The organism is Phyllobacterium sp. 21LDTY02-6 (assembly GCF_023554255.2).
Lineage (GTDB): Bacteria > Pseudomonadota > Alphaproteobacteria > Rhizobiales > Rhizobiaceae > Phyllobacterium.
Genome location: NZ_JAMJWD020000003.1, coordinates 22,452 through 40,459, shown reverse-complemented (window position 1 = coordinate 40,459; position 18,008 = coordinate 22,452). Strand labels below are relative to the sequence as shown.

General features: G+C 63.1%; 17 protein-coding genes. 5 read left to right on the top strand and 12 right to left on the bottom strand.

Annotation, left to right across the window (positions count from 1 at the left end; all coding sequences use genetic code 11):
• Both M8997_RS11675 and M8997_RS11670 read right to left on the bottom strand, forming a co-directional pair.
• Positions 1–912, bottom strand: coding sequence for a manganese/iron ABC transporter ATP-binding protein (locus M8997_RS11675; protein WP_250019973.1), 912 nt, complete (start codon positions 910–912; stop codon positions 1–3).
• Complete coding sequence (locus tag M8997_RS11670; protein WP_371929578.1) at positions 909–1,787, bottom strand: metal ABC transporter substrate-binding protein; 879 nt, start codon at positions 1,785–1,787, stop codon at positions 909–911. Before M8997_RS11670 ends, M8997_RS11675 begins: the two co-directional genes overlap by 4 nt.
• A 661-nt stretch (positions 1,788–2,448) precedes the next feature.
• Here M8997_RS11670 and M8997_RS11665 point away from each other — a divergent pair.
• Entirely contained in the window at positions 2,449–2,718 is a 270-nt protein-coding gene (locus M8997_RS11665) for a hypothetical protein (protein WP_252597199.1), read from the top strand.
• Between the two features lie 5 nt (positions 2,719–2,723).
• Complete coding sequence (locus M8997_RS11660; RefSeq protein WP_250020027.1) at positions 2,724–3,248, top strand: AlpA family transcriptional regulator; 525 nt, start codon at positions 2,724–2,726, stop codon at positions 3,246–3,248.
• Between the two features lie 28 nt (positions 3,249–3,276).
• Here M8997_RS11660 and M8997_RS11655 read toward each other — a convergent pair whose 3' ends face one another.
• The 5 genes from M8997_RS11655 to M8997_RS11635 form a co-directional block, all read right to left on the bottom strand.
• The gene (locus M8997_RS11655) at positions 3,277–3,909 is read right to left on the bottom strand and encodes a nucleoside triphosphate hydrolase (RefSeq protein WP_250019972.1); all 633 of its coding nucleotides are present in this window, start codon (positions 3,907–3,909) and stop codon (positions 3,277–3,279) included.
• Entirely contained in the window at positions 3,897–4,586 is a 690-nt protein-coding gene (locus M8997_RS11650; RefSeq protein WP_250019971.1) for a D-lyxose/D-mannose family sugar isomerase, read from the bottom strand. Before M8997_RS11650 ends, M8997_RS11655 begins: the two co-directional genes overlap by 13 nt.
• Positions 4,587–4,628: 42 nt before the next feature.
• A complete protein-coding gene (locus M8997_RS11645; protein ID WP_250019970.1) occupies positions 4,629–5,420 on the bottom strand; it encodes an ATP-binding cassette domain-containing protein in 792 nt (263 codons plus the stop codon).
• Positions 5,420–6,502: an ABC transporter permease gene (locus M8997_RS11640; RefSeq protein WP_250019969.1), complete on the bottom strand. Its 1,083-nt coding sequence runs from the start codon at positions 6,500–6,502 to the stop codon at positions 5,420–5,422. The genes M8997_RS11645 and M8997_RS11640 overlap by 1 nt, the downstream gene beginning before the upstream one ends.
• 170 nt (positions 6,503–6,672) lie before the next feature.
• The gene (locus M8997_RS11635) at positions 6,673–7,707 is read right to left on the bottom strand and encodes a sugar ABC transporter substrate-binding protein (RefSeq protein WP_371929567.1); all 1,035 of its coding nucleotides are present in this window, start codon (positions 7,705–7,707) and stop codon (positions 6,673–6,675) included.
• 229 nt (positions 7,708–7,936) lie between these two features.
• On the opposite strand from M8997_RS11635, the gene M8997_RS11630 reads away from it, so the two are divergent.
• From M8997_RS11630 to M8997_RS11620, 3 genes are all read left to right on the top strand, one after another.
• Positions 7,937–9,184 carry an ROK family transcriptional regulator gene (locus M8997_RS11630; protein WP_371929566.1) on the top strand — a complete coding sequence of 416 codons (1,248 nt, stop codon included), beginning with the start codon at positions 7,937–7,939 and terminating at the stop codon, positions 9,182–9,184.
• Between the two features lie 76 nt (positions 9,185–9,260).
• On the top strand, positions 9,261–9,704 hold the full coding sequence (locus tag M8997_RS11625) for an RbsD/FucU family protein (protein ID WP_250019968.1): 444 nt from the start codon (positions 9,261–9,263) through the stop codon (positions 9,702–9,704).
• Positions 9,701–10,639 (top strand): carbohydrate kinase, encoded by a 939-nt coding sequence (locus M8997_RS11620; RefSeq protein ID WP_250019967.1) that lies wholly within the window; start codon positions 9,701–9,703, stop codon positions 10,637–10,639. The genes M8997_RS11625 and M8997_RS11620 overlap by 4 nt, the downstream gene beginning before the upstream one ends.
• Before the next feature lie 563 nt (positions 10,640–11,202).
• Here the strand turns inward: M8997_RS11620 and M8997_RS11615 are convergent.
• The 5 genes from M8997_RS11615 to M8997_RS11595 all read right to left on the bottom strand — a co-directional run bounded on the left by M8997_RS11615 (position 11,203) and on the right by M8997_RS11595 (position 17,913).
• The gene (locus M8997_RS11615; RefSeq protein ID WP_250019966.1) at positions 11,203–11,976 is read right to left on the bottom strand and encodes a DUF4167 domain-containing protein; all 774 of its coding nucleotides are present in this window, start codon (positions 11,974–11,976) and stop codon (positions 11,203–11,205) included.
• Positions 11,977–12,262: 286 nt separating this feature from the next.
• On the bottom strand, positions 12,263–13,138 hold the full coding sequence (prmC, locus tag M8997_RS11610; RefSeq protein ID WP_250019964.1) for a peptide chain release factor N(5)-glutamine methyltransferase: 876 nt from the start codon (positions 13,136–13,138) through the stop codon (positions 12,263–12,265).
• Positions 13,139–14,218: a peptide chain release factor 1 gene (prfA, locus tag M8997_RS11605; RefSeq protein WP_250019963.1), complete on the bottom strand. Its 1,080-nt coding sequence runs from the start codon at positions 14,216–14,218 to the stop codon at positions 13,139–13,141.
• A 7-nt stretch (positions 14,219–14,225) separates the two neighbouring features.
• On the bottom strand, positions 14,226–16,466 hold the full coding sequence (ptsP, locus tag M8997_RS11600) for a phosphoenolpyruvate--protein phosphotransferase (RefSeq protein ID WP_250020023.1): 2,241 nt from the start codon (positions 16,464–16,466) through the stop codon (positions 14,226–14,228).
• A gap of 193 nt (positions 16,467–16,659) precedes the next feature.
• Complete coding sequence (locus M8997_RS11595; protein WP_250019962.1) at positions 16,660–17,913, bottom strand: aspartate kinase; 1,254 nt, start codon at positions 17,911–17,913, stop codon at positions 16,660–16,662.
• Positions 17,914–18,008 lie beyond the last annotated feature (95 nt).

The window sequence follows — 18,008 nt, the reverse complement described above, 5'->3', positions numbered from 1 at the left end:
CTAGCGCCGGCCCTTATCCGTGCTGTCGGGTTCGGAGGCAGCGGGCGTGCGGGAGATGAACGGCCGCTCGTCGTCGCTGATGATGCTCACCGCATCGCCATTGCCCGCCTTGTCGAGGCGGAACTGCCGCAGCACGCCGCCAAACGCCTTTTCGAGATTGGCCTGGGTGAAGACTTCCGCCGTCGGCCCCGCGGCCAGCACCGTGCGGTTGAGCAGCACCGTGCGGTCGCAGAATTCCGGCACGCTGCCGAGATTATGGGTCGATACGAGGATCACCCTGCCCTCGGCGCGCAAACCCAGCAGCAGCGCGACGATGGCCTCCTCGGTCTTCACATCGACGCCGGTAAAGGGCTCGTCCAGCAATATCACCTGCCCGTCCTGCGCCAGGGCGCGGGCAAGGAAGACGCGCTTCTTCTGCCCGCCCGACAATTCGCCGATCTGCCGCTTGCGATAATCCGTCATGCCGACGCGGGCCAGCGCACCGTCGACGGCGGCCCGGTCCGCCGCACGGGCGATGCGCATCATGCCCATATGGCCGTAACGGCCCATCATCACCACGTCCTCGACGAGAACCGGGAAGTTCCAGTCGATCTCCTCGCTCTGCGGCACATAGGCGATGAGATTGCGCTTCAGCGCCTCATGCACAGGCCGGCCGAGCACCGCGACGCTGCTCTCGGACGCCTTTACGAAACCCATGATCGCCTTGAACAGGGTGGATTTGCCGGACCCATTGACGCCGACGAGCGCGGTGATCGTGCCCTTCGGAATGGCGAAGCTGACATTGCGCAATGCCGTATGGCCGTTGCGGTAGGTCACGGTGGCATCGCGCACGGCGATGCCCTCCCCTTCGCCGGAGGGATTCAATGGCGGCTGTGGTGGCAGCTGGAATGGTTCGCCGGTACGTGCGTTCATCGGGCAAGTCCCGCCGCTATCGTGCTCGTCGTTACGCGCAGCAGGTCGAGATAGGTCGGCACCGGCCCGCTTTCATCGGTCAGGGAGTCGACATAGAGCACGCCGCCATATTCGGCGCCGGTCTCCCGCGCCACCTGCCTGGCCGGATCGGCCGAGATCGTGCTCTCCGAAAAGACGACGCCGATCCTGTTGCTCCGCACCGCGTCGATCACCTTGCGCACCTGCTGCGGCGTGCCCTGCTGATCGGCATTGATCGGCCAGAGATAGAGTTCCTTCAGGCCGAAATCGCGCGTGAGATAGGAGAATGCGCCTTCGCTCGACACCAGCCAGCGCTTGTCCTCCGGCACGGCGGCGAGCTGCGCCTTGATCGGGTCGATCACCGCCTTGAGCTTCGCCTTGTAGGCCTCGGCATTGGCCTTGTAGACCTGCGCATTGGGCGCATCATATTTGACCAGCGCATCGCGGATATTGTCGACATAGAGCAGCCCGGCAGCGGGCGACATCCAGGCATGGGGGTTGGGCTTGCCGTCATAGGGGCCTTCGGTGATGCTCATCGGCTCGACGCCGGCGGTCACGACCACGCCCGGCACGTCTTCGAGGCCGGCAAAGAACTTCTCGAACCAGAGCTCGAGCCCGAGACCGTTCCACAGGATCAGCTTGGCGCCCTGCGCGCGCCGGATATCGCCGGGCGTCGGCTGGTAATTATGGATCTCGGCGCCGGGCCTGGTGATCGATTCCACCGTTGCCGCATCGCCGGCGACATTGCGCGCCATGTCGGCAATGACGGTAAAGGTCGTCACCACCTTGAACTTTTCAGCAGCGGTCGCCCCCTGGCCCCCCTGGCCCATGACCAGGCCTGCCAGTATCGCCATCATCAGAACCCGTCTTGCCGCCGGCCAGCCCTGCCCCTGCGGGGACGGCAGCCGCGCCGGCACGGAAAGCACCGGGCCCGCGAGATACGGACCCCGCCGCGCCATTGCCACAACCAACCTCGTCATCGGCACAACCCGCCGCGCCGCCAGCATCGCCCACCTTGCGAACATATCCGCTCCTTCTGCAATTGATTTGCAACTGCATCTTTAGCACGCACCAAACCTTTTGCAAGTGCGAATTATTTGCAACTAGGATTTGGGGAGCGGGCTTTGGAGACATGCGAGCGTGAGGGAGACATGAGGGAGGCGTGAGGGAGGCGTGGGTGGCTACTGATTGACGGCCGCGGGCTCGGTGGCCCCGACGAGAATATCGATCTGGGCAGGTCTACCGCCTTGCTATCAAGTCAACATCCATATCGTGGACCAATCGTGCTGATGCACCTCCCCCATGCCGAGCTTGTCGAAGCACGCACTTCATCGCTGCAAACTCGGTGAACATGGGGCTGCAGCAGCCTCCCTGCGTCCTTCGACAGGCTCAGGATGAGGAAAGTGGGGGGATTTGCAGGAACGTCGGATTTGTGAGCATAGAGGTCATTATATTTTCCATTCATTAGCATGGGTTGTCAAATGACAACCACGTCGATATATGTATTTAAGGAGATAAATGGTGCGTAAGCCGCATCCCAAGAAAGATATTGAAGAAGCCATAAGATACGCAGAAGCAGCAGGATGGCGCATAAGCGTTGGCGGGAGCCATGCCTGGGGAAAGATGTTCTGCCCATACAAGGAGGACACATGTCGTTGCGACGAGTTCTGCATAACCAGCATTTGGAGTACGCCGAAAAACGCCGGCACCCATGCCAGGGCGTTGCGCCGGGTCGTCGACAATTGCACGACGCACACTGCCGCCAAGGCAAAAGCAGATAAGGCGTGACTACAATGCAAGAATATAATTTCACTCTGAAATACCGGTTGGCCGCAACCGATGCGGATCAGGACGACATTGTGGAACGGCTTGGGGAAGCGGGCTGCACGGATATGCTTGTCGGCATCGGCATTGCCGGTCGCCTTGCATTGCAGTTCGACAGGGAGGCGGACGGCGCCCGGAACGCCATTCGCACGGCCCTTGAAGACGTCAAGGCGGCACTGCCGACCGCGATGCTGGTCGAAGCCCACCCCGACTTCGTCAGCGCCACCGAGATCGCGGACCTTGTCGGCAAGAGCCGCCAGAATATTCGCAAGCTCATGGTCTCCAATCCGGATTTTCCGAGCCCGGTCCATGATGGACCATCGGTTACGCTATGGCACCTTTCGGACGTCCTCGAATGGCTGGAGGCACGCAAGGAATATAAACTGGACAAGAGGTTGCAAGAAACGGCTCATGCTACTCGTGAGGTCAACGTTGCGAGAGAGGCTGCGCGGCTCCCGTCGATTGCTCGCGAGCTTGAAATGCTCGTGGCATAGCGGTGTCTTTCAAGGGTTTGGCACAGCCTCAGTTCAAGACGCGGAAGTCGGCCGGGCGCGATTTCTCCAGCACCAGTTCCGCATTGGGGATATCGTTCGACAGCGCGCGCGCCTGGGCGGAGCCGACATTGTAGCCATAGCCCAGCCAGCGCTGCACCAGCCGGTTCTCGAGCTCGGTGCGATCGACCTCGAGAAACACCGACAGGTCGAAGAGCGGCTGCAGCCTGTCCCAGGGCGCCTGGTCCAGCAGCAGGTAATTGCCCTCGACCAGCAGGATGCGCGTCTGCCTGCCGACGATGGCCGCCCCGGCGCGGGCGAGATCGAGCTTGCGGTCGAACAGCGGAATGACCACGTCGTCGCCGCTCGCGCGCAGGCGCTGCAACAGCAGTTCGAGCCCGGCGCAATCGAATGTCGGCGGCGATCCCTTGCGCTTGCGCATGTCCATCTGGTCGAGAATGGCATTGTCGAGGTGGAACCCGTCCATGGGAACCACCGCCGCCGCATCCGGCTCGATCGCGTTGATGGCCTCGCACAGGCTGGCCGAGACCGTCGACTTGCCAGCCCCGGGAGGGCCGGCTATGGCGACCACGAACCGCTGGCATCCGGCCGAGCGGCCGAGGATTTCGGTTGCGAGGTCCTGCAGCGCGATCAGGCGAGCCATTTGTCGTAGTCGGATACCAGCAGGTGCAGCGGCGCCTCGTCTTCCTCGATCGAGGAGAACCGGCCGATCGGCTCGCGGAATATATTGTCGGTCAGGTCGTCATTGACGGTCGATACTTCGCCGATGAGCACGTCGCCGCCCTCGCCCCAGAAGGCATGCCAGTTGCCCGGCAGCAGCGTGACGCTTTCGCCCGGCTGCAGCTTGAGCAGTCCGCCGGCCGCAAGCTTCACGATCCGCCCGTCCGTCGCCACCTCGACATCGGTCGCCTCGTCGACGCTGCCATCCTCGCGCGAATTGAACAATTCGAGGACCAGCGTGCCGCCGCCGCGATTGATGATGTCCTCGGCCTTGACGATATGCCGGTGCATCGGCGAAAGCTGCTTCTCGCGCGAGATCATGATCTTCTCGGCATAAAGCATGCCGCCGCCCTTCTTCAGGTCTTCCTGATTGCCGTTGCGGGTGGTGAACAGGAACAGGCCGAGCTCGTCGAACTTGCCCTGGCCGTAATCGGTGATGTCCCAGCCGAGCCTTGCATCGAGGATCGCCTTCGAATCGCCGGCGGTGCGGGCCTTCAGTTCCTCCGGCGTCCAGTAGGCGAAGGGCGGCATGACATAGCCGAACGAGCGGATGAACTTGTCGCTCTCGCGGATGATCCTATTGATCTCGGAACGCTTCATTATCGAAATATCCTTGTGGTTGAAAATCTGTTCGTCCGCAACTCAATTGCCCGGTGAGGGCGCCGGCTTGGCGCCTGTCATGAAGGCGACTGCGTCGGACATCGTATACTCTTTCGGGTCGATCACGGTAAGCCGCTTTCCGAGCCTGTGGATGTGAATTCTGTCCGCAACTTCAAAGACGTGCGGCATGTTGTGCGAAATCAGCACGATCGGCAGGCCGCGCTTCTTCACGTCCTGGATCAGCTCCAGCACCCGGCGCGATTCCTTGACGCCGAGCGCCGCCGTCGGCTCGTCCATGATGACGACCTTGGAGCCGAAGGCAGCCGCGCGCGCCACGGCGACGCCCTGCCGCTGGCCGCCGGAAAGCGTTTCCACCGTCTGGCTGATATTCTGGATGGTCATCAGGCCGAGCTCGGAAAGCTTGTCGCGCGCCAGCTTCTCCATGGTCTTGCGGTCGAGCATGCGGAAGAGCTTGCCGGCAATGCCCGGCTTGCGCAGCTCGCGCCCGAGGAACATGTTGTCGGCGATCGACAGCGCCGGCGACAATGCGAGGTTCTGGTAGACCGTCTCGATGCCCGCCTCCCGCGCTTCCATCGGCGAGCGGAAATTGATGGGCTTGCCGTCGAGATGGATCTCGCCTTCGTCCGGATGGATGGCGCCGGAAATCGCCTTGATCAGCGAGGATTTGCCGGCGCCATTATCGCCGATCACCGCGAGCACTTCGCCCGGATAGAGGTCGAAATCGGCGTGGTCGAGCGCGGTGACGCGCCCGTAGCGCTTGACGAGGCCCCGCGCGGTCAGGATCGGGGCGGCGGATGGTGTTGGTGTCGTCATCAGCTTGCTGCCTTTCTGATCCACTGGTCGATTGCCACGGCGGAGATGATCAAGAGGCCGATTATGAGATAGGTCCACTGCACGTCGGTGCCGATCATGCGCATGCCGAACGAGAACACGCCGACGATCAATGCGCCGAAGAGCATGCCCATGATCGAGCCGCGGCCGCCGAAGAGCGACATGCCGCCGATGACCACTGCGGTGATGGATTCGATATTGGCGAACTGGCCGACCTGCGGCGAGACCGAGCCGTTGCGCCCGATCTGGGCCCAGCCGGCCAGCGCGCAGATGAGGCCCGCCAGCACATAGACGGAAACGAGGACGCGCTTGGTGCGCACGCCGGAAAGCTGCGCCGCCTCGGGATCGTCGCCGATCGCGTAGAGATGCCGGCCCCAGGCGGTATAATTGAGGACATACCAGAGGATGGCGATCAGCACGATCATGGCGAAGACGCCATAGGTGAAGGTCGCGCCGCCGAAGGAAAGCTTCTGGCCGAAGAATTGCAACAGCGGCGCCTGCTGTTCGATTTCCTGGGCGCGGATCGTCTCGTTGGCCGAGTAGATATAGGTGGCCGCAAGGAAGATCTGCCAGGTGCCGAGCGTGACGATGAAGGGCGGCAGCTTGATATGGGCGACGAGCACGCCATTGACGAAGCCGCACAGCGCGCCGAGCGCCAGGCCGCAGGCGACGGCAACTTCCACCGGCAAACCGTAGCGGAAGGTGAACTGGCCCATCACCACGGAGGTAAGCACCATGATGGCGCCGACCGAAAGATCGATGCCGGCGGTGAGGATGACGAGCGTCTGCGCAGCGCCGACAATGCCGACGATAGCGACCTGCTGCAGGATCAGCGTCAGCGCGAAGGGCGTGAAGAACCGCCCGCCGACAATGGCGGCAAAGGCAGCCAGGGAAAGCACGAGCACGATGAGGGGCACGGCCGCAGGGCTCGAATGAAGATAGTGCCGGATGCGTTCGAGCGTGCTCTTCTCATTGCTGTCGAAGCTGGCGACATCGGCGGAGCTTTGCGTCAGGACGCTTTCAAACTCCTGCTTTTGATGCGTGGTTCGCTCAGTCTCTGTCATGGATGACCTCCCGGAGGTAGTTGGATCGGCAGGCTCCGTCCGCGGCTTTCGCCCCTTGAACGCAGCTCGCTCTCGCCCTGGCGCCTGTTGTCGCCGCTGGATGCCGGCACTGGCCGGCGAATGCGGGCAGGCAGGCGCTCCCTTGTCGGGAGCGCCCGCCCGTTAAAGGCTCAGCCCCAGCACTTGGCCAGGCCATCCTTGACGCTGATCGATTCGACGCCGTCGACCGGCTTGTCGGTGACGAGCGCGACGCCGGTATCGAAGAAGTCCTTGCCTTCGGTCGGCTTCGGCTTTTCGCCCGTATCGGCGAATTTCTTGATCGCCTCGATGCCGAGCGCCGCCATCATCAGCGGATATTGCTGCGACGTCGCGCCGATGATGCCTGCCTCGACATTCTTCACGCCCGGGCAGCCGCCATCGATCGAAACGATGAGCACGTCCTTCTCCTTGCCGACGGCCTTCAACGCCTCATAGGCGCCGGCGGCGGCCGGTTCGTTGATCGTGTGCACGACGTTGATCTCGGGGTCCTTCTGCAGAAGGCTTTCCATCGCCTTGCGGCCGCCTTCCTCATTGCCATTGGTGATGTCGTGGCCGACGATGCGCGGGTCCTTCTCATCGCCGATCTTGTTGATGTCGGCAACGTCGATGCCGAAGCCCTTCATGAAGCCCTGGTCGCGCAGGACGTCGACCGAAGGCTGCGACGGCGTGAGGTTGAGGAACGCGACCTTGGCGTCCTTGGCCTTGTCGCCGAGGGTTCCCGCCGCCCATTTGCCGACGAGTTCGCCGGCAAGCAGGTTGTCGGTGGCGAATGTGGCGTCCGCCGCGTCGACAGGATCAAGCGGCGTGTCGAGCGCGATGACGAGGACGCCGGCATCCCGCGCCAGCTTGACCGACGAGACGATGCCGGCCGTGTCGGAAGCGGTGATGAGGATGCCCTTGGCGCCATCGGCGATGCAGGTCTCGATGGCCGCGACCTGGCTCTCGGTATCGCCATCGATCTTGCCGGCATAGGCCTTCAGCTCGACGCCGAGTTCCTGGGCCTTGGCCTGCGCGCCCTCCTTCATCTTGACGAAGAACGGGTTCGTGTCGGTCTTGGTGATCAGGCAGGCGCTCACATCGGCAGCCTGCGCAGGAACGGCAAAAGCGCCGAGCGCCATGGCCGCAGCACCGAATACCGACGATTTCAGAAAACTTACTCTGTTCATGCAACTTCCTCCTCTTGGGACGGCATGGTCACGCCTGTCCGCGCTGACGCCAGTTGACCCGGCGCCCTGTTAATCTCTCAACACCTCGGACAGTTATCCTCCCGGCCAAGTGCTGCATCAAGGAAATACCACCCCGTGCCCGCTGTCAACATTAATAAATCACTCTGATTTAATATTGACAGGGGCCATTGCCGCCGCCATTGTCCCGCTGACGGATGGGAGGAGACCATTGAGCACCCGTATCTCGGAGCAAGGCACCCGGCGTGCGCAGCTTCACCACGGCACGAACCAGAGCGGAATGCGCGACCACAATGAGCGGGTCGTGCTGTCGCTGCTGCGCCAGCATGGCAGTCTCGCCAAGACCGCCATTGCGCGCATGACGGGTCTCTCCGCCCAGACCAGCTCGATCATCATGCGCATGCTGGAAGCGGACGAACTGCTGCGGCGCGAGGCTCCCCTGCGCGGACGGATCGGCCAGCCGCTCGTTCCCATGGCCCTCAATCCCGAAGGCGCGTTCTTCTTCGGCCTGAAGATCGGGCGCCGGAGCGCCGATCTCGTCATGATCGATTTCGTCGGCAATATCAGGGCGATGCGCCATGTTCCCTATGATTATCCGGCGCCGGACAACATCCTTGCGATCGCCGAGGCCGGCATAGAGGAAATGCTGGCGGGGCTGGCTCCGGGCCAGCGGGAAAGGCTGGCGGGCCTCGGCATTGCCGCGCCTTTCGAATTGTGGAAGTGGGCCGATACGGTCGGCGCGCCGCAGGACGTGCTCGACCAGTGGAAGGGCTGCGACGTCAGGCAGCTGATCCAGGATATCTGCCCGTTCCCGGTCTATCTCCAGAACGACATGACGGCCGCCTGCGGCGCCGAGCTCGTCTTCGGCCAGAGCAAGGACATCAGCGATTTCGTCTATTTCTTCATCGGTTCGTTTATCGGCGGCGGCATCGTCATCAATGGCAGCCTCTATGCGGGGCGCAGCGGCAATGCCGGGGCGCTGGGTTCCATGCCGGTCCCCGCGCCCGGTAGTCCCAAAGGCACCCCCCAGGGCAACCATGTGCGCCAGCTGATCGATGTCGCCTCCATCACCACGCTGGAGCGCGTCGTCACCGGTCTTCGCCGCGATCCCTCGCCGCTGTGGACCTCCCCGGAGGACTGGGGCACGATGGGGCCGGAACTGGACGAGTGGATCGACAATGCGGCGCGGGCGATCGCCCATGCGGTCGTTGCCTCGGCCTCGGTGGTCGATTTCGAAGCGGCGATCATCGATGGCTGGATGCCGGCCGACGTGCGCACGCGGATCGTCACCGCCATTCGCGGCCATGTCGAAACCTTCGATCTCGAGGGCATCGAGCTGCCGGTGATCCTTGAAGGAACGGTCGGCATTCACGCGCGCGCTCTCGGCGCCGCCAGCCTGCCGCTTGCCGACAGGTTTCTCCTCGGCCAGAAGATATTCAGGAAGGTCGACCAGCCATGATGCGGGCCATGACGGGACCCATGACGCGCCCCATGGCGCGGGCCATGATGCAACCGGCACAATCCACGGAGCGGCCATGCTGATCGGCATTTCACCCCTGCTCGGGCCGGAACTGCTCGCGACCCTGCGCAGCATGGGCCATGGCGACGAGATCGCGCTCGTCGATGCGAATTATCCGGCGCAGACGGATGCGACGCGGCTGGTGCGCGCCGACGGCATTCCGCTCGTTCCGCTCCTCGAAGCGATCCTGCAGATATTGCCGGTGGACGATTTCGTCGCCGAACCGCTGTTCAGGGCCTCGGTTCGCGGCGAGCCGGAACTTTCCGACCCGGTTCATGATGAAATGAACCGGATCTGCGCAAAATATGCGCCGGGCGCCAGGCTCGTCGCCTTGGCCGGTGCCGATTTCTACGCCCGTGTGAAAACGGCACACACGATCGTTGCCACGGGCGAAACCCGCCTTTATGCCAATATTATCATCCGCAAGGGTGTCATTTATCCAAGAGAGATTGTTCAATGATTTTATGTTGTGGCGAAGCCCTTATAGACATGCTTCCGCGCGTGACCGAGGCCGGCGAAACCGCCTTTTCCCCCTATGTCGGCGGCGCGGTGTTCAACACCGCCGTCGCCCTTGGCCGGCTCGGCGTGCCGACCGAATTCTACTCCGGGCTTTCCTCCGATTTCTTCGGGCAGATGCTGCGCGACAGTCTCGCGCAGAACCATGTCGGCAGCCGCTACGCGCATATTTCGCCGCAGCCGACCACCCTCGCCTTCGTAAGGCTGGTCGATGGCCAGGCGAGCTATATCTTCTACGACGAGAACAGCGCCGGCCGCTCGCTGGCGCCGGAGCACCTGCCCGAACTCGACGCCAATGTGACCGCGCTGCAATTCGGGGCGATCAGCCTCATTCCCGAGCCGTGCGGCAGCACCTATGAGGCGCTGATGGCGCGCGAACACGCGAAGCGCGTCATCATCCTCGACCCGAACATCCGGCCGGGATTCATCCCGGACAAGGAAAAGCACCTCGCGCGCATGCGGCGGATGATCGCCATGTCCGACATCGTCAAGGTTTCCGACGAAGATCTCAACTGGTTCGGCGAGGTGGGATCGCTGGAAGACGTGGCGCGCCGCTGGCTGGTCGAGGGCGACGCCATCGGGCCGAAGCTGATCCTCCTCACCCATGGCGCCGATGGCGCCACCGGCTATACGAAGCGGCAGGCCGTGCAGGTCCCGGGGCAAAGGGTGGCCGTGGTCGATACGGTCGGCGCCGGCGATACGTTCACCGCCGGTGTTCTGGCTTCGCTGCAGGAGAACGGCGCACTGACGAAAGCCGGACTTGCCGAACTGACCGACCGGCAGATCGAGGCGGCGCTGACGCTCGGAATCAAGGCCGCCACGGTGACCGTTTCGCGCGCCGGCGCCAATCCGCCCTGGCGATCGGAACTCGCCGCCTGAGGGCGAGTGCTTCCGGCTCCCCATGGCAAGCCATCGAACGCACGATGCTTTTGCAGGCACCAGAACAAGGGGATCATTGCAAAACTGTCGTGCGTCCTTCGACGAGCTCAGCATGAGGGAGAGTGATCTGATTGCATGGTGATAGCCCTGCCGCGTTGGCGGGTATTGAGCTCACAGAACCAGAACCCTGCCACCCCCCAATTTCCCTCATCCTGAGCCTGTCGAAGGACGCAGCAACGTTTGTGCAATCCCTTTTTTGGTTGCATCAGCATGGTGCGTGCTTCGACAAGCTCAGCATGAGGGTTTGATTTGTTTGCAGAAAGGGGAGAGCCAGCAGTTGAAAGCCTCACAGCATCTGCACGCTCTCAGGTTCGCCAGCCTGCAAAACTCTACTTTCCCTCATCTGAGCCAACCACCCTGGAAAAGAGATTGCAACACTGTTGTTGCGTGCTTCGACAAGCTCATCCACCCACAGCATCAAATGAAAGAACCACCCGGCGGTGACGGCGGGTGGTTCGAAATCAATTCAGGTCCGGCGGCAACCCGCCGGCATGCGCTGGCGCCTAGACGTCCGATTCGGCGGCGGCGCGCCGCTTCTTCACTTCGGCGACGATGCTGGCCGGAGACAGATCATTGGCCGCCTCGGCACGCGTTGCCGGCGACGGCTCGTCGCCATTGCCTTCCTCGGCCCGTGCCTCGCGCGGACGCGACGGGCGACGGCCACGGGTCGAGCGCCTTGCCGGCTTCGGCGCATCGGCGGCCTCGTCCGCTGCCGCGGCAGCCTCGGGCGCTTCGGCCTGTGCCGGCTGTGCCTGCGGCTGGCGCTGGCTGGCCGTGTCGTCATCATAGGCGACCTCGGCGGGGGTGCCTTCGATGACCGGCTGCGGGCCGCTGCCATTGATGGCGTGGTTCACCCGCGGCTGCCTGTCCTGTCGCTCCGGCCGCTCTTGCCGTTCCTGCCTCTCCTGCCGATCCTGGCGCTCGGGCCGTTCCTGACGCTCGGTCTCGGCGATCGGACCGTCATCATCATAGGAACCGTCATCATCCTGGTCCTGGTCGTCGCGCTGATACTGGACCGGCGCGGCGGCCTGGGCCGCGAGAATGATGCGATTGTAATGTTCGGCATGCTGGAGATAGTTTTCCGCCATCACACGGTCGCCCGCGCTTTGGGCGTCGCGTGCAAGAGTGGCATATTTTTCGGCGATATGCTGGGCATTGCCACGGATCTTCACGTCCGGGCCGTTGCTTTCATAATTGCGCGATAGTGGATTTGGTCCCTTGCTGCGGTTGTTGTTGCCGCGTCCGCGCATGCGCCTATTCTGCTGTACTGGCCTCATACTTATCTCTTTTCAGAAAATCAGGGGCGCTTGTTTGCTCACCATTTGAGTCAAAAAGCTCGCTTTTCAAATGCCGATCTGAAGCACGCCCCGCGCTTCGATCGCATCCAAAGTTCAAAAAACTTTTGTGCTTCCGCAAGAAACGCTTTCTCCAGAACACCATCGAGGAGAACTCAAACTCTGGGGATTTCCGATCAATCGCTTGATTGGCAGAACCAGTGTCGTCGGTTTAAAGCGGTACCCGGAAACTAGCGATCTTCTGCGCAGATTCCAAGCCTTTTTTCCATTATTTTTTAGCCCGGGCAAAGAGAAGTGCCCGCTCGTGCCCGCCAAGGTCGTGGCGAAGCCCATCCGGCACGAAACCCGCCTCGGCGAAAATCCGCTCGACATCCGCCCTTTGTCCCGCGCCGATCTCGAGCGCCACCCTGCCCTCTTCCGCAAGATGCCGCGACGCGCCCTGCGCAATCTTGCGATAGGCGTCCAGTCCGTCCGCCCCGCCATCGAGCGCGCGCGCCGGATCGTGGATCGAAACTTCCTTCTGCAGCCCCGCTATCTCCGCCGATACTATATAGGGCGGATTGGAAATTATCATGTCGAATGAACCACTTATCCGCGCGAACCAGTCCGATTGGATGGCGGCGAAGCGGGCCGACAAACCGGCGCGTTTCGCATTGCCCCGCGCTGTCGTCAGCGCGCCTGCGGATATGTCCACGCCTATGGCCTGAAGCCCCGGAACATGCTGGAGCAGGGCAAGGGCGACGGCCCCCGTTCCCGTACCGAGATCGACCACGACCGCATTGCCGTTGCGCCCGGCCCGCAAGGTCAGCCAGCTCAATGCCAGCTCGACCAGGGCCTCCGTATCGGGGCGTGGTTCGAGCGTATCCGCCGACAGTTCGAATTCCATGCCGAAGAATTCGCGCCATCCCATGATCCGATGCACCGATTCCCCGGCGATTCGCCGCTCGACCGCCCGGTCGATCCGCTCGACCTCTGCCATGTCGGCTTGCCGATTCGGCTCCCGCACCATGGCGAGGCGGTCGCAGCCCGTCGCCCACTCCACCAGCAGCCGCGCATCGAGCTCTGCCGACGCAATCCCCTGCCGTGCCAGATGGTCCCTCGCCTGCCGGATGAGGTCCGCAAGTTTCCGGCTGCGCCCGGTCATTCAGTGGCTCTCGTTGAGCTGGGCGAGCTGCGCCGTCTGGTAATCCGATATCAGCGCACCGATCAATTCGCCGAGATCGCCTTCCATGATGCGGTCGAGCTTGTAGAGCGTCAGGTTTATGCGATGATCGGTGACCCGCCCCTGCGGGAAATTATAGGTGCGAATGCGCTCGGACCTGTCGCCGGAACCGACCTGGCTGCGCCTTGCCTCGGATCGTTCGCTGTCGGCCTTCTGCCGCTGCATGTCGAAGAGGCGCGAGCGCAGCACCTGCATGGCCCGGGCCCTGTTCTGATGCTGGGACTTTTCCGCCTGGACCACCACGATGCCGGAAGGAATATGCGTGATGCGCACGGCCGAATCGGTCGTATTGACGTGCTGCCCGCCCGATCCCGACGCCCGCATCGTATCGATGCGGATATCTTCGGGACGAATGTCGATATCGATATCCTCGGCTTCGGGAAGCACCGCCACCGTGGCGGCGGAGGTGTGAATGCGGCCGCTCGCCTCGGTATCGGGCACGCGCTGGACGCGGTGGACGCCGGATTCGAATTTGAGCTTGGCGAAAACGCCCTTGCCGGTGACCATGGCGATGACTTCCTTGTAGCCGCCGGCCTCGCCCTCGCTGGCGGAAATCAGCTCCACGCGCCAGCCATTGTCGGCGGCGTAGCGCTCATACATGCGGAACAGGTCGCCGGCGAAGAGCGCGGCTTCCGATCCGCCGGTGCCGGCGCGGATTTCCAGGATGGCGCTGCGGTCGTCGGCGACGTCCTTCGGCAGCAGCAGCACCTGGATTTCCTGTTCCAGCCCGTCGATGCGCTCGCTCACATCCGGCAGTTCGGCCTCGGCCAGTTCGCGCATGTCGCGATCCGTCGCCGGATCGTCGAGCAGGCTCTGCAAGCCATCGGCCTCGCTCTGCGCATCGAGCAATTCGCGGATCTTGAACACGACGGGCTCCAGCTCCGCATATTCCGACGCAAGTTTGACATAGGTGTCTGAATCGGGATTGCTGGCCATCTGCGTTTCCATCAAGGAAAATCGCTTCAGCAGCTGATCCATGCGATCCTGCGGAATGGACGTCATTCAAACCTCACAAAGAAATGCCCGCGCGCTCCGCATGCTTGGTCAGCACATGCCGCAACGACCCCATGTCGCCATGGCCATTCATCGCCTCGGCCAGCTGCACGCTGAGCTCGCCCACGTCGAGTGATCCGAGCATGGCCTTGATCGGGCCGATCGCGGCGGGCGACATGGAAATGGAGCGAAAACCCAGACCGAGCAGGGCCATCGCGGATATCGGCTTGCCCGCCATCTCGCCGCATAGGGTGACATCGGTATTGTTGCGCTGCCCCGCCTCGACGATGTGCCGGAGCACGCGCAGGAAGGGCACGGACAGATTGTCGAAACGGTTGGCGATGATGGAATTGCCCCGGTCGACGGCCATCACGAACTGGAAGAGATCGTTCGAACCGACCGACACGAAATCGACCACGGACATCAGCTCGTCCAGTTGCCAGAGCAGCGACGGCACTTCGACCATGGCGCCGATCTTGACGCGCGTCGGCAGATCATGGGCGAAGCGCGACAGATGCTGCACCTCGCGGCTGATGAGTTCGCTCGCCTTGCGCACTTCCGCCACTTCGGTGACCATCGGCAGCATCAGGCGCAGCTCGCGCCCGCCCGCCGCCTTCAGCAGCGCGCGCACCTGGGTGCGCAGCAGGCCGGGCCGGTCCAGCGTCAGCCGCACCGCCCTCCAGCCCATGGCCGGATTTTCCTCGTTGGCGGTGTTGCGGAAATAGGGCAGCACCTTGTCGCCGCCGATATCCAGCGTGCGGAACGTGACGGGCCGCTCGCCGGCGGCATCGAGCACCGAGCGATAAAGCCGCTCCTGCTGCTCGGCGCGCGGGAACGTCGATGCGACCATGAATTGCAGTTCGGTGCGGAAGAGCCCTATGCCCGCCGCGCCGGCCTCGGCGAGCTGCGGCAGGTCGACGAGCAGGCCGGCATTCATCAACAGGGTGATGGGCACGCCGTCCTTCGTCACCGAGGGGCGGTCGCGCAATTCGCGGTAGAGCGCCTGGCGCTTGGCGCGGAAACGGACCTTTTCCGAATAGGCCGCCTCCACATCCGCCTGCGGGCGCAGATGGACGCGGCCGTCATCGCCATCGACGATGACAGGATCGTTGTTTTCGGCCATGGAGACGACGCCCTTGACCTGGCCGGCAACGGGAATGCCCATGGCGCGGGCAACGATCACCACATGGCTGGTCGCCGCGCCGTCTTCGAGAACGAGGCCCCGCAGGCGTTCGCGCGGATAATCGAGAAGCTCGGCGGCCCCCATGGACCGCGCGATGATGATCGCATCCTTGGCCAGCGAGCCCGCCATGGTCTTGACGTCGCGTCCCATCAGCTGCCGCAGCAGGCGGTTGGCAAGATCGTCGAAATCGCTGAGGCGCTCGCGCATGTAGGGATCGGTCAGGTGCATCATGCGCGCGCGCGTGTCGCTCTGGACCTTTTCCACCGCCGCTTCGGCGGTCAGGCCGTTGCGGATGGCCTCCTCGAGACGCCGCACCCAGCCGGTATCGTGGGCGAACATGCGGTAGGCTTCGAGAACCTCGCGGTGTTCGCCCTCGAAGGCGACGTCGCGGCGCGAAAGCATGTCGTCGATGGAAATGCGCAGCGAGCCGAGCGAATTCTCCAGCCGCTTGACCTCGGCATCGATGTCTTCATTGAACAGGTTGGTCACGACGATGCGCGGCTCGTGCAGCACCACATGGCCAAGGCCGACGCCATCATTGAAGGCGGTGCCGCTGAAGCTCATGGGCTTGCCCATGTCGAGCTCGACGCCGGGACGCGCCAGCCGGGTCAGGCCGCCTGCCGCCACCATCTCGGCGAGGACCATGGCGGTCGTTTCCAGTGCCTCGACCTCGTCTTCGCGGTAGACGCGCTTGGTCTTGTTCTGGACGACGAGAACGCCGAGCGTGCGCCCGGCACGCAGGATCGGCACGCCGAGGAAGGAATTGTAGATCTCTTCCCCCGTTTCCGGCAGGTAGGCGAAGGCGGGATGGGTCTGCGCATCGGTCAGGTTGAGCGGCCGCGCGCTCGCCGCGATCGTACCGACGAGACCCTGGCCGAGGCGCAGTTGCGCCAGATGGACGGCCGAGGGATTGAGGCCTTCCGTCGCATAGAGTTCGAGCACGCCGTCCGAGCGCAGCACGTAGATGGAACACACTTCCGCAACCATATTCTGCGCGATGTCGCGCACGATACGGTCGAGCCTGTCCTGCGGCTCAAGCGCCTCCGCCATGAGTTCGCGAAGCCGCTTCAGCATCACGCGGGGGCCGGTAGTCTGTTCGCGTGTGGGCACCCATTCGCTCCTACTGGGCGCGGGAACAGCCAAGCCGCCTCCCCCGCCAACTCTTGCAATTCAACCGCGCCTCTGGCCGGTTCTCAATTCAGATCATTCCAACAATCATTCCCGACAATCGTTCATCGCCGAAAATGCCCTTAGACGGCAATCAGAATCAATGCTTATCCAGACCGTACACGGAATGCAAAGTGCGCACAGCAAGTTCCGCATAGGGACCGTCGATCAGGATGGAAATCTTGATCTCCGACGTGGTGATGGCGCGGATGTTGATGCCCTTGTCGGCGAGCGCGCGGAACGCCGTGGCCGCGACGCCGGCATGGCTGCGCATGCCGATGCCGATGACCGAGACTTTCACCATGCCGGCCTCGGACTGGATCACGTCGAAGCCGATATCGGCCTTCACCTTCTCCAGCACCACGAGCGCCTTGTCGAGGTCGCCGGAAGGGACCGTGAACGTCATGTCAGTCTTCGACCCATCCTCGGAGACGTTCTGCACGATCATGTCGACATTGATATGGGCCTCGGCGAGCGGGCCGAATATGCCTGCCGAAATGCCGGGCCGGTCCGCCACGCGCCGCAACGAAATCTGGGCTTCGTCCTTGGCGTAGGCAATTCCTGTAACAACCTGCTGTTCCACGATTTCTTCCTCATCGCAAATTAGAGTACCGGGCGGATCGATCAGATCGCCCATGCCCGGCGCATCGGGATCATCGAAACTCGATCTTACGAATGTGCGCACTTTATGCACCATGGCAAGCTCGACCGAGCGCACCTGCAGGACCTTGGCGCCGAGCGATGCCATTTCCAGCATTTCCTCGAACGAGATGCGGGCCAGGCGGCGCGCCTTCGGCTCGATGCGCGGATCGGTGGTGTAGACGCCGTCGACATCCGTATAGATGTCGCAGCGGTCCGCCTTCACCGCCGCCGCTATCGCGACCGCGCTCGTATCGGAGCCGCCGCGGCCGAGGGTGGAGATGCGGTTGTCAGGGCCTATGCCCTGGAAGCCGGCGATGACCGCGACCTGGCCCTCGCGGAAGCGCTCGATGAGGAACGATCCGTCGATATCGGTTATCCTTGCCGCGCCATGGGCATTGTCCGTCTTGATCGGTATCTGCCAGCCCTGCCAGGAACGGGCGTGGACGCCCATGCCCTGCAGCGCGATCGCCAGCAGGCCGGCGGTCACCTGCTCGCCGGAAGCGACGATCGCATCATATTCGCGCGCGTCGTGCATCGGCGAGGCCTGGCGCGTCCAGGCGACCAGTTCATTGGTCTTGCCTGCCATCGCGGAAACGACGACTGCCACTTCGTGCCCGGCATCAACCTCGCGTTTGACATGCCGGGCCACATTGCGGATGCGGTCGATATCGGCCACCGAAGTGCCGCCGAATTTCATCACGATGCGTGCCATGGAAACTACCGTTCTGGAAGGCCTGAAATGTAAGTGGGGAAAAGAAACGTTGGCCCCAACGCTCCCTGTCCGCAGGATCGGTTTCCCATAAACAA